This window comes from Anatilimnocola aggregata (assembly GCF_007747655.1).
In the GTDB taxonomy this organism is placed as follows: Bacteria; Planctomycetota; Planctomycetia; order Pirellulales; family Pirellulaceae; genus Anatilimnocola; species Anatilimnocola aggregata.
On the sequence record NZ_CP036274.1, the window covers coordinates 2,873,561 to 2,895,130 of the forward strand.

Below are 21,570 nucleotides of genomic sequence, written 5' to 3' on the forward strand. Positions count from 1 at the left end.
CTACCTTACATGACCACCACCAGACTAGTTTGGCGGCAACTACTGCTGCTGCTCGTTGCCTGTGGCAGTACATGGACTGCAGTGGCGTGGTCGGCTGAGGGTGCAAAGGTCAGCGATGTCCACTTCGGCACCGACGTGGTGCCGATCCTGACTAAGCTGGGATGCAATGGCGGTGGGTGCCATGGCAAAGCGACCGGACAGAATGGCTTCAGGCTGTCGCTGTTCGGATTTGAGCCTGACGTTGACTATGACGCGCTCGTCTATGAGGGCCGCGGCCGACGCGTATCTCGCGCTGCTCCCGACCACAGCCTGCTGCTGCTGAAGGCAACGTCTCGCGTGCCGCATGGTGGCGGCCGGCGACTCGAAGAAGCGAGCGAAGACTATCGCCTGTTGCGGGACTGGATCGCTCAGGGAGCGAATCCCCCACGGGCCGATGATCCGCATCTGGATCGCATTGAGGTTTCACCGGGAGAGCAAGTCCTTCAACCAAACTCCTCGCAGCAACTGCGCGTGACCGCGTACTTCTCGAATGGAACCTCCCGCGATGTTACTCGTCAGACGGTGTACCAATCAAACGAAGGCGGCATCGCTGCCGTTGACGCGACGGGGTTAGTAAAGGCGAGTTCGCGTCACGGCCTCGCTTCGGTAATGGCTCGGTTCGGTGAGCAGATCGCCACTTTCCATGTGGCCGTCCCGTTTGCTGCGGATGGTTCGAAAATGGCAGCAGCGCAAAGTGAACTAGATGTGCTGGAACGGCAGTCGGACTCGTCAAAGATTAATCGCCTGTTGTTTCGTCAGTGGCGACGGATGGGCGTCGTGCCATCGGCAGTCGCTGACGACGCGACTTTCATTCGCCGGGCAACTCTCGACATCTGTGGAACGTTGGCGACGAGCGAGGACGTGACGGCCTATCTGGCGGATCAACGTAGCGACAAGCGTGCGCGATTGATCGACCATCTGCTGGCGCGGCCGGAGTACGCGAGCTACTTTGCGCTCAAATGGGCTGACATTTTGCAGAACCGCGGCGCCGGGTACTCGACGAGCAAGCAACGGGCGGGGACGACCCTGTTCTCTGCGTGGCTTCGCGACTCGCTTGAATCCAATAAACCGTATGACCAGTTTGTGTCGGAAATCCTCACTGCCAGTGGTAGCCAACGCGAGAACCCGCCGGCCATCTGGTATCGCACGGTGCGGAAGTCGCCTGAATATGTGGAATCGGTGGCCCAGGCGTTTCTCGGCGTCCGCGTTCAGTGCGCGCAATGCCATCACCATCCGACGGAAAGCTGGAGCCAAGAGGACTATTTTGGTCTCGCGGCCGTCTTCTCTCGCGTGGGTCGCAAAGGGGGCTTCGCCGATGCGGAAGTACCGACCGACGAGATCATTTACCTGAAGGAGCATGGCGAGGTTGTGCATCCGCGCACCGGAAAAATACTCATGCCACGGCCCTTGGGCGGGAGTGAGTTTTCGCTCGGTACCCAGGATGATCCCCGCCTCAGCCTCGCGAAGTGGATGACGAGCCGAGAAAATCCTTATTTCGCCCGGACGATGGCCAATCGCTTGTGGGCCCACTTTCTGGGACGCGGCCTCGTTCACCCGATCGATGACGCGAGAAGTACGAATCCGCCGAGCAATCCGGAACTGCTCGACGCGCTGTCGCAGGACTTTATTGCCAGCGGCTTTGACGTGAAGCAACTCGTGCGCAAGATCGCCCTCAGCCATTCCTACCAGTTGGATTCTGCACCTCACGCCGGCAATGCCGGCGACATGCAGACTTTTGCAAGGTTTTATCCTCGCCGCCTTTCGGCCGAAGTGATGCTCGACGGCATGAGCCAAGTGCTGGACGCGCCGACCATCTTCCCGGGGGTTCCCGCTGGCACTCGGGCGATTGAACTGCCGGATGAAAACGTCGCAGCGCATTTTCTCGATGTCTTCGGCCGTCCCGCACGGATGTCAGCCTGCGAATGCGAGCGCGTCGATGCGCCAGCCCTAGCCCAAGGCCTGGAATTGGTGAACTCGACCGAAATCCAACGGAAGCTGACGGTCAAGACAGGCTATGCGGAAAGATTGGCGACTAGCCACCAGTCAACAGCTGAAGTTGTGACAGAAGTCTTTCTGCGAGCACTAGCGCGACCACCGCGACCCGAAGAGTTGAAATTCGCGGTCAACTTTCTCGCTGCGGAGTCCGATCGCGCTGAAGCCATCCGCTCGCTGCTTTGGTCGCTGATAGCCACCAACGAGTTTTTGTTCAATCACTGATCTTCCTCGGGGTTCTTCGCCATGCTTCGAATCGAGGGCAAGTCCTTCCAGAACTGCTCCGGTGTTACACGCCGCAACTTTCTGCAGATCGGTGTGCCGTTGCTTGGATTGGGACTCGCCGATTTGTTGCAACGCGAGTCTCAGGCGGCCGAGAACGGCGCCACGTCCAGCAAAAAGTCCCTGATCGTCTTCTGGACGGATGGGGGCGTTAGTCAGCAGGATACGTACGACATGAAGCCGGATGCACCCGCCGAGTATCGCGGCATGTACCAGCCAATTCGTACGAGTGTTCCTGGGATAATCCTCAGTGAGCGACTTCCGCAGCAAGCGAAAGTGATGGACCGGCTCTCGATCGTGCGCTCGGTCCATCACGAGAATGGCATTCACGCTCCATCGGCTCACTGGATGCAAACCGGCTACTTTGGTCCGACCCTGGCCCGCAATGCGGCCCAAAAGCCATCGCTTGGTTCGGTCATTGCGCGGTCGCTGGGCCCCCGCCAGCCACCGCTACCCGCGTACGTGAGCATTCCCAAGTCGGAAGCGTTTGGATATCAGGGCGCCGTCTATCTGGGCAAGGCCTTTAATCCGTTCGAAGTGGGCGCCGATCCCAATGCTGCCGACTTCAAGGTTCCGAACCTGTCGCTGCCGAGCGGGCTCACGTCGCGCAGCGTCGATTCGCGGCGCATGTTGCTCAAACAATTCGATACGCTCCGCCGCGACATTGATGAGAGTGGTGTGATGGACGGACTCGACACCTTCAAGATTCAGGCGTTGGAAATGGTCGCGGGAGATCGCATGCGAGCCGCCTTCGACCTCAGTTCCGAAGACTTAGGCCTGCGCGAGAAGTATGGCCGACACCGTTATGGGCAAAGCGCCATGCTCGCGCGGCGACTCGTTGAGGCAGGTGCGCGCTGCGTGAACATCAACACGGGAAATTGGGATCATCATAACGATATCGCCAAAGGGCTCGAGCAACACTTGCCGCCCCTTGATCGCGCCATCGCCACGCTGGTGGAAGACCTGGAAGCGCGGGGCCTATTGAACGACGTAATCGTGTATTGCGTGGGCGAGTTCGGCCGCACTCCACGCATGAACGGCCATGCGGGCCGTGACCATTGGTCAGACTGCTTCAGCGTGCTACTGGCTGGCGGCGGCATCCAGGGAGGGCGCATCGTCGGTGCGAGCGAAAAGTGGGGTGGCGGGGTTCTCGAACGGATGGTATCGCCCCTCGACCTGCTCGCAACGATATACCACACACTCGGTATCTCGTTGGGTACTCACTACGAAGATGCCAGCGGCCGCCCGGTGAGCATCGTCGGTGGCGGTCAAATAATCCGAGAACTAATGTAAGGCTGCAACGGTAGATAAGCGGGACAAAGGGTTACCGATGAGTCGATACAAGGAGATCGAAGTTGCCGGTTTGCCGCGCGCGATGGGCCGCCAAATCGGCGAGGCAGCCCGCGAGGAAATTCGAGGATTTTGTGCGATTGCTTTGTCGCTTGTGAACAAGTCAATCCACGTATCCCGGGCAGCAGCCGACGAGATCATCGCCTCGACGCTTCGCAGCGCCGAGTTATATTCGACCGACATGGCCGAAGAACTCCGGGGCATGGCAGAGGGTGCGGGCGTTCCGCTATCGGATCTCATGCTGCTCCAAATCCGCAATCAGTTGCAACCGGACGCAGATGCGGGCTGCACATCCCTCTCGCTGCCAGGGCAAAGAGAAAACCGGAGCGGCCGAATCGTCGCCCAGAATTGGGACAATGACCCGGCGTTGCAACCCTTCACGCTAGTGCTCACCCGCCGTCCCATTGGAAAGCCTGCCCTGATGACCGTTACGCAAGCTGGGTTGATTGCCTACATCGGGTTCAACGAGGCTGGGATCGGCGTTTGTCTGAACACACTCCCAGCACCGTCTCGACGCTTTGGTGTGCCGCACTATTTCACGGTCCGTGGCGTTTACGAAGCCGATTCTCTCGAAACGGCCTTACATGCGGTCCAGCGAGCCGACCGAGCCATCCCAGCCAACATCATGTTGACGACACCCCAGGGACCGGCCGACCTCGAGGTGACGCTGGACTGCGTTCATGTCTTGAGCAATGAGGGCGACGCAGGCATCACGCACACGAATCACTGCCGGCATCCGGAACTGCAGACGATCAACCAACAATTTCCCGAACTAATTCAGTCGCACGAGCGACAGTCGCGAGTCGACCAACTTCTGGATTTTCCAGTGCAACATCCCGGCGTGAAAGAAGTGATGAGCCTGCTGTGCGATCATGTGGGATTTCCCCGATCGATTTGCCGTCACGCCAACGACGATCCCCAGACCGGCAGTTGGGAGACTGTCTTCTCGGTCGTCATTGAGCCTGCTGCCCGGCAAATGCATATCAGTCGCGGCACACCATGCAACCACCCCTACGAGGTCTACAATCTCACCTAGTCGTCGCCGATTGGCCGCAACCATTTTGCGCCGCGAATCTCCATTCACCAGCGAAAACCACACACAATGCGCAAGCCCTCCATAGACGCCAGGTCAGCCAGCCGTCGGACAATATTACAAGCGAGCGGCGCACTAGCGGTCGCGGCGATGCTGCCCCACGCCGCCAGCGCACAATCTCATGCAGCGGTGGTCAAACCGCTATCCAGCTACTCTGAAGTGTTAACCACGCTCGCGAAACGTGGCCGCAAGTTTCGCGTGCTAGGCTCGGCTCCCGATCAATCACCTATCGTTGCGGTGAAATGTGGCGGCACAAAATTGCCGGCCATCTTCATCAGCGGCGGAGCGCACTCCACGGAGCATGCAGGAGCGCTGGCGACCGTTGATGTGATTGAGCAACTAAAGACGGATCATGTGGTGTGGGTCGTGCCGGCTCGCGACCCGATTGGGCTCAGTGGATTTCGACATGCACTGAGTTTGGGGCTCGGCAAAGCTCCAGATTTGAAGTCGGTTGACGATCTGGATGACTTCCTGCGCAAAAATGGCGAAGTGCTGTTCGATTCGGAGGGCACCCTACTCGCAATGATCGGTGAATACGGGTACTCCAACCGCGGACTGCTGGGGAAGTTTCCCAAAGGCGCTGCATTTCTCGCACCCTTACTCGGCCGGCGAATTTGGTATGCGTCCAAGCGTTTGGATACTCCCGGCTCAGCACCGCTCGAGCGTGCTTACACGTTGATTGTCACACCCGAGGGCGAGATCCTGCATCTCAATCGTTTTCACGATACGCGCTGGGCACCTGCCGAAGTGCAGTGCGTGCGCAAGCTGATGGCTGAAATTCAACCTGGATTGACATTTGACTTGCATGAGCACGATCACGGTCCGCATTTTTGGATGTCGGCTCGCAAGCAGAAAACGGAAGAGCACGAAATCTGGGAGCGACGGATGGCCGCGCAGGCCGCTCGCGCAGTGGCTGCCAGCGGTGCGGAACTTGCGCCCGATAACTATTCCCCAGGTACGTTTTTTGAAAAGCTGGAACGAGGAATATTCTGGCTGGATGCCGGTAAGCGGGGAGAAGGACTGAACCTGGTCGATTTCGCGGTGGCAAAGTATGGCCCCGGTTTCACGATTGAAACCGGAATGCAATGTCCCTTTGAAGAACGCGTTCGCCAGCATCTGCTGGTTGTCCAGACGGCGGTCAGCGTCTTTGAACAACGGTATGCCTAATACTCTCTTGGCGGCGGACTCCCGCAGCAGAACTCTGCCCGCTCGCAGTGGCAATCGCCAGTTGGTTCGGCGATACTGAAGTTCCCGCCCAACAGCCGCGAGGCGCCTCCCCATGTTTCCCCCTCTCTCCGCCAAAATCGCTTTTTGCGTATTGGCTATCGTTGTCGACGCTGCCACGGCGCGCGCCCAGGTGCCGTACGCCGACGATCTGAAGTTTTTCGAGAACAAGATTCGCCCCGTCTTGGTGAAGCACTGTTACGCTTGTCACTCCCAGGACGCGAAAGAGGTGGGAGGCAAACTGCTGCTCGACACCCGTGCTGGTCTGCGGAAGGGGGGCGAATCGGGGCCGGCTCTGGTGGAAGGAGAGCCGGAGGAGAGCTTGCTGGTTCAAGCGCTGCTTTACGATGACCTGCAGATGCCTCCCGAGGAGCCATTGCCCGAGGCGATCATTAACGATGTGAAGGAGTGGATTCGCCGAGGTGCGCCCGATCCTCGCCAGCCCAAGAAGGTGGTGCGGCAGCGGGATGGTTCAACCGTCGTCAGCGACGAGGCGCTTTGGTCGCTGCGGCCGCGGCTCAACCCTGCGGTGCCTGAGGTGCAAACTGCGGAGTGGTGCCGCGATCCGCTCGATCGCTTTGTCTTGGCGCGCATCGAAGCAGCCAACCTGAAGCCCGCGGGCGATGCGGAGCCGGCGAAGCTCGTCCGGCGACTCTACTTTGACTTGCTCGGTCTGCCGCCGACGAAAACTGAAGTCGATCAGTTTGTCGCCGATCATCAGCGGCGCGGCGCTGTGGCCGTCTCGGCGTTAGTTGATCAGCTGCTCACAAGTCCGCAGTTCGGCGAGCGCTGGGGGCGGTTCTGGCTCGATTTCGCGCGGTACGGCGAATCGAACGGGAACGACGGCCTGGGGCGGAACCCGACCTTTCCGCATGCCTGGCGCTATCGCGATTACGTGATCGCCGCCTTCAACGCTGACACGCCTTACGATCGCTTTCTGACGGAACAGATCGCCGGAGATCTGCTGCCGAGCGATTCGCCGGAACAGCAGGATCGTCAGCGGGTGGCAACCGGGTTCTTGGCCTTGGGTTCGAAACCAGCGAAGGCCATGAACACCAATTTCGAAATGGATGTCGTCGCCGATCAGATCGATGTGATCGGCCGCGGCATCCTCGGTTTGAGCGTGGCTTGTGCCCGCTGCCACGACCACAAGTTCGATCCGATTCCCACTCGTGACTATTATGCGCTGGCTGGAATCTTCACGAGCACCGAAACCCTATGGGGAACGGCGGCCCATGAGGGCTTGACTGCGCCCGCAACCGATCTGCACGTGCTACAAGCCGCTCCTCACGTTACTCCACCCGAGGGCTTTGTGGAAACGGTGTTGGTGCTCGAATCGAACACTGGAAGGCCAAAAACGCCTCCCAAGTCCAAGTGGAAGTCCGGCACACCGCTCGCCATGGGCGTGCGCGATCGCGCGAAACCAGCCGACACGAAGGTCAACGTCAAAGGTGAGATGTCGAAGCTCGGCGAGGTGGTGCCACGAGGCTTTCTTTCGGCTTGCGAATTGTCGGAAAACATCGAAGTCGATCCAACTCAAAGTGGCCGGTTACAATTATCGCAGTGGATCACTCATCGCGATCATCCACTGACTGCGCGTGTGATGGTGAATCGAATCTGGCAGCAACTCTTTGGCACGGGAATCGTCGCGACGCCGGATGATTTCGGCGTTTATGGTGAGCGGCCAACACACCCCGAACTGCTCGACCATTTGGCGACGCGGTTTGTCAGCGGCGGCTGGTCCGTCAAGCAAATGGTCCGTTCCATTGTGCTGAGTCGAACTTATCAACTGGCCAGTGATGCGGACGCAAAATTAATCGAGGCCGATCCGCAGAATCGATTGCTCGCCCGGCATGCGCGTCGCCGGCTTGAAGCGGAAATGCTGCGCGACAGCATGCTGCTCGTCAGCGGACAATTGCAATTAGTGCCGGGCGAGGGTTCGCTCGTCAGACACCGCGATATCCTGGTGAATCTGGCAGGCAGTCTGCACCAGGCCAGCAGCCACCGCAGTATCTATCTTTGCTATCTGCGCAGTTCACCGCCACCGGAACTGGCTGCCTTCGATTTGCCCGATTTCACGACCGTGATCGGGCAGCGCGACGTGAGCATGGTACCGAGTCAAGCGCTGCACCTGTTCAACAATCCGTTTGTCATCGACCAGGCAGGACATTTCGCCCGATTGGTCACGAATGAAACAGCTTCTCCTGAGGGACGAGTGCGAATCGTTTGGGAGTGGGCTTTCGGCCGAGAACCCAGTCCCGCCGAAATTGAGAAAGCCTTAGAACTGGTGCGTGTCACCGAAGTGGAACTATCCGACAGAGAGAAAGCCTGGGCCAGCTTGTGTCAGGCTGTATTGATTACCAACGAGTTTCGGTATGTGGATTGATGATTGGTCACGACGATAGCATTTCATAAAACTGTGCTTACCTGCGTGAAGAATTCCATGGCTTACTCACGACGCGACATGCTGCAGGCCACCTCCTGCGGCTTTGGCTACCTGGCCTTACAAGCCTTAATGGGCGAGCGCGCGTCGGCGGCACCAAATTCGCTCCCGCTGCCGAAGGGCCTTGCGGCACGACAGCCGCCGCTGCCGGCGCGAGCCAAATGCGTGATCTTTCTGTGCATGAGCGGGGGGCCGGCGCAGCTGGATACGTTTGATTACAAGCCGCAGACCGGCGACAAGAAGCATCCGGGCTCGGTTTTTCCCTTTCAACAGCGTGGCCAGAGCGGATTGTGGATTTCGGATTTGCTGCCGGAAACCGCGCGCCATGCGGACCAATTGTGCGTCATCAACGGCATGCATGCCGACACGGGCATTCATGCCCAGTCGTTCCTGCAGTTGCACACCGGCGACCGTTTGCGGCAACGCCCCAGTTTGGGCTCGTGGATTAGCTACGGGCTGGGTACCGAGAATCATAACTTGCCCGGGTTCATCAGCCTGAATACTTCCAAGAGCTCGGTATATTCCAGTGCTTTCCTGCCCTCGATTTACACTGGGACTCCGATTGGCGTGAACGGCGAGAACATGTCGTCTGCCACGATCAACAACGTGACCAGCGATCATTTGCCGCTCCCCGCCAAACGCCGGCAACTCGATCTCGTGCAGTCGCTCAATCGGCAGCACCAGGCCGATCGTCCACATGATGAAAAACTGGAAGGCGTTATTCAGTCGATGGAACTTGGTTTTCAAATGCAGGCGGAAGCGCCGGGCTGGCTGGACCTCAGCCGCGAAACGCAGGCGACGCTGGACCGTTATCGAGTCAGCAAACAGGGCGAATCGATTGGCGTTTGCAAGGAATCGGACTTCGGCCGCCAATGTTTGCTGGCCCGCCGCTTCATTGAGGCCGGGGTGCGATTCGTCGAACTGAATCACGGCAGTTGGGATCAGCACAAAAATCATCGCCGCGACTTGCAGGCCAATTGCGCCGCGACCGATGCACCGATCGCGGCTTTGCTGGAAGATCTCAAGCAGCGCGGCCTGCTGGAAGATACGCTCGTGATCTGGGGCGGCGAGTTCGGCCGCCCCGGTTTGACTCCCGACGATGGCAAGGACGAGACCGACCACAACTTTCGCGGTTTCACCTTCTGGCTGGCCGGCGGCGGTGTGAAGGGTGGTTATGTCCACGGCAAGACGAACGAGACCGGCGCCCAGGCCGTCGAGGGCAAGGTCCACTTCCGCGATCTGCACGCCACGGTCCTGCACCTGCTGGGCCTCCCGGCGAATGAACTGACCTACTGGTACGCCGGCCGCGATCATCGCCTGACCGGTCCCGAAGGTGGTAAAGTGGTCCACGAGTTGTTTGCTTGAGCTTTTATTTCGCCGCAATCGAACGCTGAGACTGGTTGAGTTGTGATGAGCATGGGTCGACGAACAATTCGCTGGCTGCTGGTCGCGCTGGGCGCCGCCGCGCAGGTCTCCGCGCAAGCCGCGGACGACGGCATCGAGTTCTTTGAAAAATCGATTCGCCCGATCCTCGTGCAGCATTGCTACGAATGTCATTCGCAGGCCGCAGCCGAGAAAGGGAAGCTCCAAGCGGGATTGTTGCTCGACAGCAAGCAAGGCGTACTCACCGGCGGTGAAAGTGGCCCGGCGATCGTCGCGGGGAAGCCCGACAAGAGCCTGCTGATCGGCGCGCTGAAGTATGAGTCGTACGAAATGCCTCCCAAGGGGCGTTTGCCAGCGAGCGTGATTGCTGACTTTGAAAAATGGGTGAAGATGGGCGCGCCCGATCTGCGCGAAGCCATGTCTGCGCCAGCACCGCGGCGGACCGCGTTTCAAATCACAGCCGAAGACTGGGCTCACTGGGCGTTTCAGTCCCTGCACAAGTCGCCGCCGCCGAAGGTCCACGATGCTGCCTGGGTTCGCGACGACCTCGACCGCTATGTCCTGGCAAAGCTCGAACAAGCCGGGCGGCGTCCAAGCGGGGAGGCGGATCGAGCGGCGCTGATGCGGCGCACCACCTTCGCGCTCACCGGACTGGCTCCGACTCCTGAAGAGATTGCCGCCTTCATAGCCGACGACCGGAGCGATGGTTTCGAGCGCGTCGTCGATCGGCTGCTCAAATCGCCGGAGTTCGGCGTGCACTGGGGCCGGCACTGGCTCGATGGCGTGCGCTATGCCGACAACATCGACAAATCGGGCGAATATCGCCGCTGGGTCGTCCGGGCTTTCAATGACGATTTGCCATACGATAAGTTCCTCAAGCTGCAGATTGCCGGCGACCTGATTCCCGCCGACGAAACGGCTCCCGCAGATCGCGTGCATGAGAGCGGCGCGTCGCTCGATGGGATTACCGCCACGGGGATGATGAGCCTGGCTGTTTGGGAACAAGTGGGTCGCGACCTGGCCGTCGCCGAGATCGTCGATAGCCAGATCGATCTGGTCGGACGGCAGTTGCTGGGCCTGACGCTCGCATGTGCTCGTTGTCACGATCACAAGTTTGATCCGATCTCAACCAAAGACTATTACTCGCTGGCCGGCGTATTGTTCAGCAGCCACATCGCCACCGGCAAACTGATCGCCGACGACCGCTTGGGAACCGATCTGGTCGAGGTTCCGCTCCTCAACGCTGAGCAGGCTGCGGCGAATCGGACGCTCGATGAACAGATCGCCGAGGCCGAGGAGAAGATCGCCTCCCTCGCCAAGAAAATTCCGCAAGCCGCAAAACTGGCTGACCTGACGAAGACGTTCCCCGACCTGGAAGCTCAATTGGCGAAAGCCACCACCTCCGCCAATAAGAAGAAACTGAACGAGCAGATCGCGAAAGCCAAAGCTGAACAAGAGAAACTCACCGCCGATCAGAAATCATCCGGCTGGGAGGTCAATCCGCCTGAACTGCAGGAGATCGCAACGATTCGGGCGGAGATTGCCGACCTGCAAAAGCAAAAGTTCAAAGCCCCGTCGGCGGTTTCGATTCGCGAAGGGGGCGTGCCTGGCAGCAATCGCGCAAAGATCGGCGATGCGCCGATTTACTTGCGCGGCGAATACACGCGCGAGGGAGAGATTGTTCCGCGGCGTTTCCCAACGATCCTGGCTGGTGAGATGCAGATCCCGCTCGGCGAACGTACCCAGCAAAGCGGACGGCGGGAACTGGCGGAATGGATCGCCTCGGCCGAAAACCCGTTGACCGCGCGGGTCATGGTGAATCGCGTCTGGCAGCAATTGATCGGCAGAGGGCTGGTTCGCTCCCCCGATAATTTCGGCAAACTCGGCGAGCGACCGACGCATCCCGAACTGCTCGACCATTTAGCTCAGCGGTTCTTGGCTTCGGGCTGGTCGGTCAAGCAGTTGGTGCGCGAGATCGTCCTCTCGGCCACCTTCCGGCAAGCAAGCTTCGTCTCCGCCGAGGAAGCTCGCCTCGATCCGGACAATGCCGCCATCAGCCACATGAACCGCCGCCGGTTGACGTATGAAGAACTACGCGATTCGTTGCTCCGCTTGGGCAGGACCACGAGCGAAGATGCGCCCACCACAACTTCAGCTGCAGCCACCGAAATGCCGCGGCGGACAATGTACGAAGCCCTCGACCGCCGCAAGACGGACGTAACCGCCGCGATTTTTGACGGTCCCGATTCCAAAGCGATCGTCCCCTTCCGGGCGGAAACAACGACCGCGCCGCAAGCCCTGTTTTTGATGAACAACGCGCTGGTGGTCGATACTGCCAAGCGCCTGGCCGCTCAACTGCAGAAAGACCCGCAACTGACCACGGATAGTCAGCGGCTCGATCGACTGTGGTTGCTGACTCTTGGTCGCCCGCCGGAAACGGAAGAAATGGAAACTGCCTTCGGGTTCATCGGCAAGCACTCGTGGGAAGGATTTGTTCAGGCGCTGTTGGGTTCCAACGAGTTTGCTTATCTGGATTGATGTCGCTGGCTGCAGAATTGATTGGACGGACGAACGATGAATGACATGACGACAACGATCGACCGCCGGCAAATGCTCAGTTGCCTTGCCGGGGGATTCGGTTCGGTAGGATTGGCCGCGATGCTGGGCGAATCAGCGGCAGCGGATTCAACTCCTTCCAAGCTGAGCCTGCCTCACCATGCGCCGCGCGTGAAGCGGGTCATCTTTTTGTTCATGAACGGCGGTCCGTCGCAAATCGACACCTTCGATCCCAAGCCGGAGCTCGCTCGCTGGGAAGGGAAACGGTTGCCGGTCCTCGATCAGAATACGAACAAACTGCTCGGTAAACCACGGCCGCTGGGCAATGCCTTTCCTTCCCCTTGGAAGTTCGCCAAACATGGGGAATCCGGCCTGGATGTGAGCGAGTTGTTTCCGCACGTCGCCCGGCACGCGGACGATCTGTGCCTGATTCGTTCGATGTGCTGCGACAGTTTCTTTCACGCCCAAGGGACGCTCGAGATGATGACCGGCAGCGGTCTCTTCCTTCGGCCGAGCATGGGCTCGTGGCTGACGTACGGCCTAGGGACGGAGAATCGCAACCTGCCTGGCTTCGTCGTTCTCGGTAACGTGATGGGGAATGTCGACGCTACCAAGGTGTTCAGCTCCGCGTTCCTGCCGGCCGAGTTCCAAGGGACGCGCTTGGCGAATCTGAAAGAGCCCATCCCGAACTTGAAATCGCCTCTTGCCGATGATGAGCAGCGGGCTCGGCTCGACGTCATGCAGCAGTTCAACGCCCGGCATCTGAGTCGCCGGAACGACACCTCGGCCTTGAACGCGCGGATTGAAGCATTCGAACTGGCGTACCGCATGCAAACGGTGGCGTCGGATGCGTTCGATCTGGCGAATGAATCGGCCGCGATGCAGCGTTTGTACGGTCTCGACGAAACGAAGACGAATGCCTACGGCCAGAAATGCCTGCTGGCACGCCGGCTCGTCGAACGGGGCGTCCGCTGCGTGGTGGTGAACCACATCGATTGGGATCAACACAGCAACCTGATGGCGGGACATGCGAAGAACGCTGGCGAGGTCGATCAACCAATCGCCGGACTGCTGACGGATCTGAAGCAGCGGGGCCTGCTGGAAGATACGCTCGTGATCTGGGGCGGCGAATTCGGCCGCACGCCGAACACCGAGGGGAAGAACGGCCGCGACCACAACACGGCTGCATTCAGCATGTGGCTCGCCGGCGGCGGCGTGAAAGGTGGGCACATCCATGGCGTGACCGACGAATTCGGCGCCTACACGGTCGAGGGCCGCACCCACGTGCACGACCTGCACGCTACGATCCTGCACCTGCTAGGCATCAACCACGAGCAGTTCACCTACCGCTATGGCGGCCGCGACTACCGGCTCACGGATGTCTTCGGAAATGTCGTCCGGGAAATCCTGGCTTGATCGCGATGTGGATCTTCGTCAATTCAATGAACTGCTCAATCGCTAATAAATGTCCTTGGATAGCCTTTTTTCTGAAGCAATTCTCCATGCGTAATCGAACTCCTTGGTGGCGGCCGTGGGGATTGTTTATCGCTGCAATAGCGATCTGGAATCAAGGGTCTGGGCCCGCGCATGCTCAGCAACCCTTCGCTGCAGAGCCGCTGAGCCGCGTTGCTTTTGGCTCATGCGCCAAGCAGGACAAGCCGCAACTCATTTGGGACGCGGTCATCGAAACGAAGCCGCAATTGTTCTTGTTCCTGGGGGACAACATTTACGGCGACACCCAGGACATGCAGGTGCTCCGCGACAAGTGGAACCTGCTCGGCGCTCAGCCTGGTTACCAACGGCTCAAGGAGACCTGCCGGATCCTGGCGACCTGGGACGACCACGATTACGGCGCGAACGACGCAGGGGCGGACTATCCGAAGAAGCACGAATCGCAGCAGATCTTTCACGATTTTTTCGGCGTACCGGAGGACAGCCCGCGGCGGAAGCACGAAGGTGTGTATCACGCGCAGGTGTTTGGTCCGCTCGGCAAACGGGTGCAGATCATGCTGCTTGATGTACGTTATTTTCGCAGTCCGCTCGTCAAGGGTTTCAAGCCGGGCGAACCAGGGGACGGTTATCGCGGCGTGTATCTTCCGAACGATGATCCCGCCGCAACCATCCTGGGCGAGGCTCAATGGAAATGGCTCGCAGAGCAGTTGCGATTACCAGCCGAGTTGCGTCTGATTTGCTCCGGCACGCAGATCCTGCCGGACGAACATGGTTCGGAATGCTGGGCTAACTTCCCCCGCGAGCGGAAGAGGCTCTTCCAGACCATTCGCGAGTCGCAAGCTAAAGGCGTGGTGCTCCTGAGCGGCGATCGGCATCTCGCGGAAGTGATGAAGCTCGGGCCGGAGGAAGCCGGCATCGGCTACCCGTTGGTCGAAGTGACTTCGAGCAGCTTGAACGCCCCGAGCGGCAATGTGACAAAGGCGGGCGTTCGGTTCGCCAATGAAATCAATCGCTATCGAGTCGGCTTGACGTACTTCGACATCAACTTCGGCAACGTGCTGATCGATTGGGAGCAGGCCGATCCGCTCGTGCGCGTGCAGATCCGTGAAGAACAAGGCCAGGTTGTGCTCCAGCAGCGAATCTTGCTCAGTCAACTGCAGCCAAGCCAGCCGCCAGCTAACAAGTGATCGTAAAGATCAAACTGCGCTGCGCGCGGGAGTCGCGAAGGTCGAACTCTGACGCTGCAACTTGCGAAAAATACATGCTTGGACTTTGATGTGTTTTCGGGTAGGCTTCACGCAACTTCGCCCGACTGTTCGAGGTGCCCCATGCAAACGCAGGCTGCTCTCCCCACTCTGTTGAACGTCGGTCGCCGGCGCTGGCTCCTGCAGGCTGGGCTGGGTGTTCTGACGGGGCTATCCGTTCCACAACTCCTGCGAGCGCGAGCGGTAGCGGCGGAACGCGGCCAGGAAAAATCACAGGCGGCAGTCATTCAAATCTGGTTGTCCGGGGGCCCGAGCCAGATTGATACCTGGGACCCGAAGCCGGAGATGCCAGCGGAGATCCGTGGGCCGTATCAGCCGATCGCTACTTCGGTGCCCGGCATTTCGCTCTGCGAACACTTGCCGCTACAGGCAGCAATGATGGAGAAGTTCGCCATCATCCGCTCGATGGACGCCAGCTCGAGCAATCACACGCCGATCACGTTTCAGGCCGCCAATCCCAGTGCGCAACGCACCGAAACTGGACGCCAAGGGGGCGGCTATCCGTCGATGGGTTCCGTCGCCGCAAAGTTCCGTGGCTCCAATCAGCCGGGGATGCCGCCGTTCGTGGCGCTGGCGAAGAGCATGGTCAGCGACATCTATGGCGCCGGCGACTTGGGGCAGGCGTTCGAGCCGCTCGACGGACTCAATGTCAACGGACGGTTCGCCATGCCGGAAGGCCTAACCATCGATCGCTTGCAGGATCGGGCCGCCCTGCGACAGAAGATGGATCGGTTCGAGCATAGGGTTGCCACAACTCCGGGGTTTGGCGATCAAGACCGCAGTGTGCGTGAAGCGTTTGACCTCGTGCTCGGCGGAGCCGCTCAACGGGCTTTCGATTTGAGCCAGGAATCGGAGGCCACCCGCGATCGCTTCGGCCGGGACTCGCTCGGCGAGAAACTGCTGCTCGCGCGGCGGCTCGTAGAAGCCGGCGTGACCTACATCACGCTCAGTGATGCCTGGGGGCACTGGGATCATCACGGCGATGAAGTTCGCTGGGGCGGCATCGTGAAAGGCTTGACGCCGATGCTGCCAGTCCTCGATCGCGCGATCACGACGCTGATCAAAGATCTCGACGAGCGCGGCTTGCTGGACAACACCCTTGTGATCGTCGCGGGCGAGTTCGGCCGCAGTCCGATCATGACCAAAACAGCCGGCCGCGATCACTGGCCGGCGGTCATGTCACTGCTGCTCGCTGGTGGCGGGATCCGCGGCGGACAAGTCATTGGCAGCACCGATCGCCGCGGCGGTGAAATCCGCGACCGTCCGCTCGGCCCCGGCGATCTGGCGGCAACCGTGTTCCAGCACTTGGGCATCGCCCCCCATGACCATTGGATCAGCCCTTCAGGCCGTCCGACGCCGCTGGTCGAAAAAGGGAAACCGATCGCCGAATTGTTCTGAGGCTAACGATGCTCCTGTGGAAGATTGTTCGCGTCGCTCTGGCCGGACTGTTGACGATTGCTCTGCAACACCGCGGCTTCAGCGAGGAGCCGCCAGCGCCGCGAGCAAAAGATCATCAGCGGGTAATGTACTTCGTCGATGAGCAGGGCGCTGAGCGTCCGGTCACGAGTCGCGCAGACTGGGAGCAGCGCCGCCGGGATATCGTCACGGGCTTCGAAGCCGCGTTCGGCCCGTTGCCGGATCGCAAGAATCTCGGGCCGGTGAAGTTTCATGTCGTCCCGGGAACGCGCACCGAACTCGAAAAGTACACTCGCGAGAAACTCGAAATCGAAGTCGAAGAAGGGGACAAGCTGCGAGCCTGGCTCCTCGTTCCCAAAGGGCTCAAAACTCACCTGCCCGGAATCATCGCCATTCATCAAACGAACGGCAAGCTTGGCAAGGATGAAGTCTCCGGTCTCAGCGGGTTGAAGAATCTGCACTACGGCCTGGAGCTGGTCGAACGCGGTTATGTAGTCATCGCGCCGGACTATCCAACCTTGGGCGAGTATGCCTACGACTTCGAGAAGGACCGCTACCAGTCAGGCTCGATGAAGGGCATCTGGAATCACATGCGATGCGTCGATCTCCTCTGCGCGCACGAGCAGGTCGATTCGGAGCGGATCGCCGCGATCGGCCATTCGCTCGGTGGTCACAACTCGATCTTCCTCGCCGTGGTCGATCCGCGCGTGCAAGCCGTGGTCAGCAGTTGCGGCTGGACGCCGATGCACGATTGCTACGGCGGCAAGCTCGCGGGTTGGGCCGGCGAGCGATACGCGCCGCGGATTCGAACCGTCTACAACCTCGATGCGAATCGCGTCCCGTTCGACTACTACGAACTGATCGCCGCCGTCGCGCCGCGGGCATTCTTCACTTGCTCGCCGGTGGGGGACAGCAACTTCGACGTCGCCGGCGTGAAGAAAGCCATGCCGGTTGTCCGCGAGGTGTATGATCTGTTCGGAGTCGCCGACCGCCTGCAAGCTCGTTATCCGGAATGCGGCCATGATTTCCCGCCGGAGGTGCGCGAGGAAGCGTACAAGTTTCTCGACCAGGCGCTGCAGGAGCGCCGCTAAACATTCACCGTAGAAGTTGGCATGTCACTTCGCATTCCCACGATTGCCGATGTCCGCGCCGCGGAGCCGATCATTCGGCAACATGTGTTCCCGGCGCCACTCATTCGCTCGTATACGCTCGAACGCGAACTGCAGCTGCCGCCGACGCGGCGCGTCTGGCTCAAGGACTATGGCTGGACACCCGCCGGCTCGTTCAAGTTGCTCGGCGCTCTGAACTGGATGGCAAATTCACTGGAGCGCATTGGCGACCGCCCGGTCGCGGCGCATTCCTCTGGCAACTTTGCCTCGGGAATTGCCTTTGCGGGCATGCGCTACCAGAAGCGGGTGATTGTCGTCATGCCGGAGACCGCGCCGCGGATCAAGTTTGAACGAACCCGCTCCTTCGGGGCGGAGATCCGCACCTACGACATTGCCCGCGATCATGAGACGGGCGAGCGGGACCGAATCACGCGCGAGATCGCCGAGCAGGAGCAGGCCGTGCAAGCTTCCCCGTACGACGATCCGTTCGTGATTGCCGGCAACGGCGTGGGCGCTTGGGAGGTTGTTCAGGACCTGCAGCGCGCGAGGCGCGGCGTTTCGCATTTTTATTGCCCGATCAGCGGCGGCGGACTGATGGCGGGGCAAGCCCTGGCCATTGCCGACGGTTTTCCTGCGGCGCGGATCATCGGCGTCGAACCAGCCGGGGCGGACGATTTTCGCCAGTCGTTGGCAGCGGGCTCGATCGTGCGGCTCGCGAAGCCGACCAGCATCTGCGATGGGCTGCTGTCCTACGATGTCGGCCAGCATAACTGGCCGATCCTCCAGCAACTCGTTCGGCAGTCGCTGGCGATTGCGGACACAGCGACGCAGCAAGCGATGAAATGGCTCTACGACCAGCACGGTCTGCGAACCGAACCCTCCGGCGCCATTACCGTAGCTGGATTGCTGGGCGGCCAGATTGATCTGACGGGCGACGGCGACATCGTCGTCGTGATCAGTGGCCGCAACGTGGATGAGAACGCGTTTCGAAGGTTTATTGGCGATTAAGGCGGGAGAGGCATCGATGCGTCGATTGGTTGACGTCAAGTTCTGTGCTTGGATCGTATCCTGGGCGTTCCTGCTCGCCGGCAGCATCACTGCCGTGCAAGCGGCCGAGCCGTCAGCGGTGAAGCTGGCCGTGTTCGATGTCGATGCCACGCCGCCGCTCGGGTCGGCGATGGCCTACGATCCGGTCAAGCGGCTCGATGAAATGACCCTCCGCTGTCGTGGTATCGTGTTGGTCGGTGAAGAGAAGCCGATCGTCCTATGCGCGTTCGATTGGATCGGGATCGCTAACGAAGGGCACGATGAGTTTCGCGACGCGCTCGCCGAGGCCGCGGGCACGACGCGCGAGCGAGTCGCCGTACACACGCTCCATCAGCACGATGCGCCGGGCTGCGACTTCACGGCCGAGCGGATCCTCCGCGAGATGGGTCAGATGAACTACGGGCGATTCGAGGGGACCTTTCATCGTCAGGTCATCGCCCGGGCTGCCAACGCGATCCGAACGGCGCTAGGCACGGCCCAGCCAGTTACGCACTACGGCTGGGGACAGGCCGACGTGAAGGAAGTCGCCTCGAACCGCCGCATCAAAGGCCCGGACGGCAAGGTGCGGGCCACTCGCTACACTGCGACCCGCGATCCCGCCCTGCGGGCGGAGCCGGAGGGGGTCATCGATCCGCAGGTCTCGATCCTGTCGTTCTGGAACGGTGAGAAGCCGCTCGCGGTGCTGAGCTATTACGCTTGCCATCCGCAGAGCTACTATCGAACGGGTGTTCCCAGTCCCGATTTTCCCGGCCTGGCCCGCTTCATCCGCGGTCAGGCGGTTCCCACGGCGCTGCATGTTCATTTCAACGGCGCTGGCGGGAACATTGGCGCTGGCAAGTACAACGACGGCAACTTCGAAAATCGCATGCTCCTGGCGCAACGACTGGCCGCAGGGATGAAGCAAGCTTTTCTGGCAACGGAGAAGGCTCCGTTGTCGCCCGCCGATATTCGCTGGCAAGCGGTTGCCGTGAGTTTGCCAGTGGCGCCGCACCTGAAGGAAGACGAACTGGTGGCAGCCATCAAGACGGAGCCGCCGGCGGGTTACATTGCCAAAGCCGATCAGTTGGCCTGGCTCAAGCGGCGTCAGGCTGGGCATGAGATCGATGTTACGTGTCTGCGCGTAGGCAAGGCGCGCGTGCTGCATCTGCCGGGAGAACTATTTGTCGAGTATCAGCTGGCCGCGAAGGCGCTGCGGCCCGATCTGCAGGTGGCGCTGGCTGCCTATGGCGACTACGGCCCCGGATACATCGGCACCGCAGCCGCCTATCCCGAAGGAGGCTATGAAACGAGTCCTCGCGCGAGCAATGTCGCGCCGGAAGTCGAGGAAGTCTTGATGAATGCCATGAAGAAGCTGCTCAGCAAATAGCAGCCACCCGCGCACTCCCACCGAGCGCGAGATGGTCAGCCGTTCGTTTACGCCGTCGATCGTGAAGATCCTGGTTGCTCCGCGCAGCCAAGCCCCGACGGTGGCGCACAAGCCAATGGGGCCTTGGGCAAAAACAGCGACGGAGTCTCCGATGTGAATGCCTCCACGCTCGGCCCCGGCGGATCCTGTGCTCATGATGTCCGGGCACATCAGAACCTGTTCGTCGGTGAGACAATCCGGGATTGGTGCGAGGTTCGTCATCGCATCCGGGATCAGCACAAGTTCCGTCTGGCAGCCGTCAATGGTGTTGCCCAGCCGCTATCCGCCCATCGGCTTGCCGCCGCGCTGGGAATGGTTGCCACTCAGGCAGAAGTAACATTGGCCGCAGGGCGTGATTGCCCCGGCGATCACGGGTTGCCCGACTTCGTAGCCCGTCACAGTGGAACCGAACTGCTCGATAACGCCCATAGGTTCATGGCCGACCGTCAACCCGCGTGCGACCGGATACTCGCCCTTGAGAGTATGCACGTTGGTACCGCAGATCGTGGTCGTCGTTACGCGCAACAGTGCGTCGCGAGGACCGACTTGTGGAATCGGTTTGTCCTCCAAGACGATCCGACCTGGCTCGACGAAAATGGCGGCTTTCATGAACAGTGCCTCCCAATGCGTCTAGCACCCACCGCCCGACGAACGCATCAGTTGTTGGCGTTCATCTGAGGACCGAGTTCTTTGAAAAGCTCCACCCACGACAGCCAAATCACATTCTGAATGGTTGCTTTTCCGGTCCTCTTGAGCTCCGCAAGTTCCGCCGACGATTCGTCAGTCCAATGACCACCCGCCGCACGGAATGGGTCCGCGAAGAGCGATTACTCAAGACAGTGCCGCTGTGGCAAAAGGCGCAACCGATCAAAGAATATGTGGCAGCCGTGCGTGAAGAGGCCCAGCGCCGCGTGGCTCAGATTGACGCTGAAAGTGAACTCGGTCGGTGGCTACGTTTGGTGGAGCAATACGTGGAGTCCATCGCCCCTCTAGCTATTGGTCACGATCTTCCCACATTTTCGCTGACCTCGCCGGAGCTGGAGGTCCTCTGGCGGGAGTGTGAAGCTGATCGGCAGCCCTATTCAGCGACATTCCGTCCGAAGCAGCTACGGTAGTTTCGTGGTGCGTTCCAGCGCCGAACCCGCGACGGCTGGATTATGAATGAAGACAATACGCGTAAGAAAGCAGAGTTAATCGCTGAACGAATGTGGACATCAGCGAATTACAGCTAAGGGAAGGAATCGCCATCTCTTCCTCATGCGCAAGCGGAACGCAAAGAGTTTTCGTATCGCGGTGGATACATGACCATGTACACGGTGGAATACGGAAGCAGCTTATGTTTCCTAACGTGCTTCTTCTGTAGCACTTAGACGCCCGTTTCTTAGGGAGCCGATTCGAACTTAATCGGCTTTGGCGACGCAATGCCACTTTTTTCGCAACGACAATGGTTACCGGTTGGTGGTCGGCATGTCATACCGGCCTGGCAACGATAATGTTTGTTTCGCGAACCCACA

15 protein-coding genes are annotated in these 21,570 nt (G+C 60.1%); 14 read left to right on the top strand and 1 reads right to left on the bottom strand.

The features are described 5' to 3' along the window. Positions 1–9: 9 nt before the first annotated feature. From ETAA8_RS10875 to ETAA8_RS10935, 13 genes are all read left to right on the top strand, one after another. Complete coding sequence (locus ETAA8_RS10875; RefSeq protein ID WP_202921755.1) at positions 10–2,256, top strand: DUF1549 domain-containing protein; 2,247 nt, start codon at positions 10–12, stop codon at positions 2,254–2,256. Between the two features lie 21 nt (positions 2,257–2,277). Next, positions 2,278–3,606 carry a DUF1501 domain-containing protein gene (locus ETAA8_RS10880; protein WP_145088046.1) on the top strand — a complete coding sequence of 443 codons (1,329 nt, stop codon included), beginning with the start codon at positions 2,278–2,280 and terminating at the stop codon, positions 3,604–3,606. 37 nt (positions 3,607–3,643) lie between these two features. Continuing rightward, positions 3,644–4,699: a C45 family autoproteolytic acyltransferase/hydolase gene (locus tag ETAA8_RS10885; protein ID WP_145088047.1), complete on the top strand. Its 1,056-nt coding sequence runs from the start codon at positions 3,644–3,646 to the stop codon at positions 4,697–4,699. A 216-nt stretch (positions 4,700–4,915) separates the two neighbouring features. Continuing rightward, positions 4,916–5,923 (top strand): hypothetical protein, encoded by a 1,008-nt coding sequence (locus ETAA8_RS10890; RefSeq protein WP_145088048.1) that lies wholly within the window; start codon positions 4,916–4,918, stop codon positions 5,921–5,923. A 112-nt stretch (positions 5,924–6,035) separates the two neighbouring features. Further along, on the top strand, positions 6,036–8,366 hold the full coding sequence (locus tag ETAA8_RS10895; RefSeq protein WP_145088049.1) for a PSD1 and planctomycete cytochrome C domain-containing protein: 2,331 nt from the start codon (positions 6,036–6,038) through the stop codon (positions 8,364–8,366). A 57-nt stretch (positions 8,367–8,423) separates the two neighbouring features. Further along, entirely contained in the window at positions 8,424–9,788 is a 1,365-nt protein-coding gene (locus ETAA8_RS10900) for a DUF1501 domain-containing protein (RefSeq protein WP_145088050.1), read from the top strand. Between the two features lie 51 nt (positions 9,789–9,839). Continuing rightward, a complete protein-coding gene (locus ETAA8_RS10905) occupies positions 9,840–12,344 on the top strand; it encodes a PSD1 and planctomycete cytochrome C domain-containing protein (protein WP_202921756.1) in 2,505 nt (834 codons plus the stop codon). A 45-nt stretch (positions 12,345–12,389) separates the two neighbouring features. Further along, positions 12,390–13,778, top strand: coding sequence for a DUF1501 domain-containing protein (locus ETAA8_RS10910; protein WP_238397732.1), 1,389 nt, complete (start codon positions 12,390–12,392; stop codon positions 13,776–13,778). An 86-nt stretch (positions 13,779–13,864) separates the two neighbouring features. After that, the gene (locus ETAA8_RS10915; RefSeq protein ID WP_145088053.1) at positions 13,865–15,001 is read left to right on the top strand and encodes an alkaline phosphatase D family protein; all 1,137 of its coding nucleotides are present in this window, start codon (positions 13,865–13,867) and stop codon (positions 14,999–15,001) included. Between the two features lie 141 nt (positions 15,002–15,142). Continuing rightward, positions 15,143–16,477, top strand: a complete 1,335-nt coding sequence (locus ETAA8_RS10920; protein WP_145088054.1) for a DUF1501 domain-containing protein — start codon at positions 15,143–15,145, stop codon at positions 16,475–16,477. Positions 16,478–16,485: 8 nt separating this feature from the next. Beyond that, positions 16,486–17,586, top strand: coding sequence for an alpha/beta hydrolase (locus tag ETAA8_RS10925; RefSeq protein ID WP_145088055.1), 1,101 nt, complete (start codon positions 16,486–16,488; stop codon positions 17,584–17,586). Positions 17,587–17,607: 21 nt separating this feature from the next. Further along, positions 17,608–18,612: a threonine ammonia-lyase gene (locus ETAA8_RS10930; RefSeq protein WP_145088056.1), complete on the top strand. Its 1,005-nt coding sequence runs from the start codon at positions 17,608–17,610 to the stop codon at positions 18,610–18,612. 16 nt (positions 18,613–18,628) lie between these two features. Next, a complete protein-coding gene (locus ETAA8_RS10935) occupies positions 18,629–20,017 on the top strand; it encodes a hypothetical protein (RefSeq protein ID WP_238397733.1) in 1,389 nt (462 codons plus the stop codon). A gap of 318 nt (positions 20,018–20,335) precedes the next feature. Here ETAA8_RS10935 and ETAA8_RS34565 read toward each other — a convergent pair whose 3' ends face one another. Beyond that, positions 20,336–20,665 (bottom strand): alcohol dehydrogenase catalytic domain-containing protein, encoded by a 330-nt coding sequence (locus ETAA8_RS34565; protein ID WP_202921757.1) that lies wholly within the window; start codon positions 20,663–20,665, stop codon positions 20,336–20,338. Between the two features lie 179 nt (positions 20,666–20,844). On the opposite strand from ETAA8_RS34565, the gene ETAA8_RS10945 reads away from it, so the two are divergent. Beyond that, the gene (locus tag ETAA8_RS10945) at positions 20,845–21,171 is read left to right on the top strand and encodes a hypothetical protein (protein ID WP_145088057.1); all 327 of its coding nucleotides are present in this window, start codon (positions 20,845–20,847) and stop codon (positions 21,169–21,171) included. The last annotated feature ends 399 nt before the right edge of the window (positions 21,172–21,570 follow it).

Coding starts and splice junctions, on each gene's coding strand:
- ETAA8_RS10920 (WP_145088054.1), top strand. CDS start 15,143: ATGCAAACGCAGGCTGCTCTCCCCACTCTGTTGAACGTCGGTCGCCGG.
- ETAA8_RS10895 (WP_145088049.1), top strand. CDS start 6,036: ATGTTTCCCCCTCTCTCCGCCAAAATCGCTTTTTGCGTATTGGCTATC.
- ETAA8_RS10880 (WP_145088046.1), top strand. CDS start 2,278: ATGCTTCGAATCGAGGGCAAGTCCTTCCAGAACTGCTCCGGTGTTACA.
- ETAA8_RS10930 (WP_145088056.1), top strand. CDS start 17,608: ATGTCACTTCGCATTCCCACGATTGCCGATGTCCGCGCCGCGGAGCCG.
- ETAA8_RS10925 (WP_145088055.1), top strand. CDS start 16,486: ATGCTCCTGTGGAAGATTGTTCGCGTCGCTCTGGCCGGACTGTTGACG.
- ETAA8_RS34565 (WP_202921757.1), bottom strand. CDS start 20,665: ATGAAAGCCGCCATTTTCGTCGAGCCAGGTCGGATCGTCTTGGAGGAC.
- ETAA8_RS10905 (WP_202921756.1), top strand. CDS start 9,840: ATGGGTCGACGAACAATTCGCTGGCTGCTGGTCGCGCTGGGCGCCGCC.
- ETAA8_RS10935 (WP_238397733.1), top strand. CDS start 18,629: ATGCGTCGATTGGTTGACGTCAAGTTCTGTGCTTGGATCGTATCCTGG.
- ETAA8_RS10910 (WP_238397732.1), top strand. CDS start 12,390: ATGACGACAACGATCGACCGCCGGCAAATGCTCAGTTGCCTTGCCGGG.
- ETAA8_RS10900 (WP_145088050.1), top strand. CDS start 8,424: ATGGCTTACTCACGACGCGACATGCTGCAGGCCACCTCCTGCGGCTTT.
- ETAA8_RS10885 (WP_145088047.1), top strand. CDS start 3,644: ATGAGTCGATACAAGGAGATCGAAGTTGCCGGTTTGCCGCGCGCGATG.
- ETAA8_RS10875 (WP_202921755.1), top strand. CDS start 10: ATGACCACCACCAGACTAGTTTGGCGGCAACTACTGCTGCTGCTCGTT.
- ETAA8_RS10945 (WP_145088057.1), top strand. CDS start 20,845: ATGACCACCCGCCGCACGGAATGGGTCCGCGAAGAGCGATTACTCAAG.
- ETAA8_RS10915 (WP_145088053.1), top strand. CDS start 13,865: ATGCGTAATCGAACTCCTTGGTGGCGGCCGTGGGGATTGTTTATCGCT.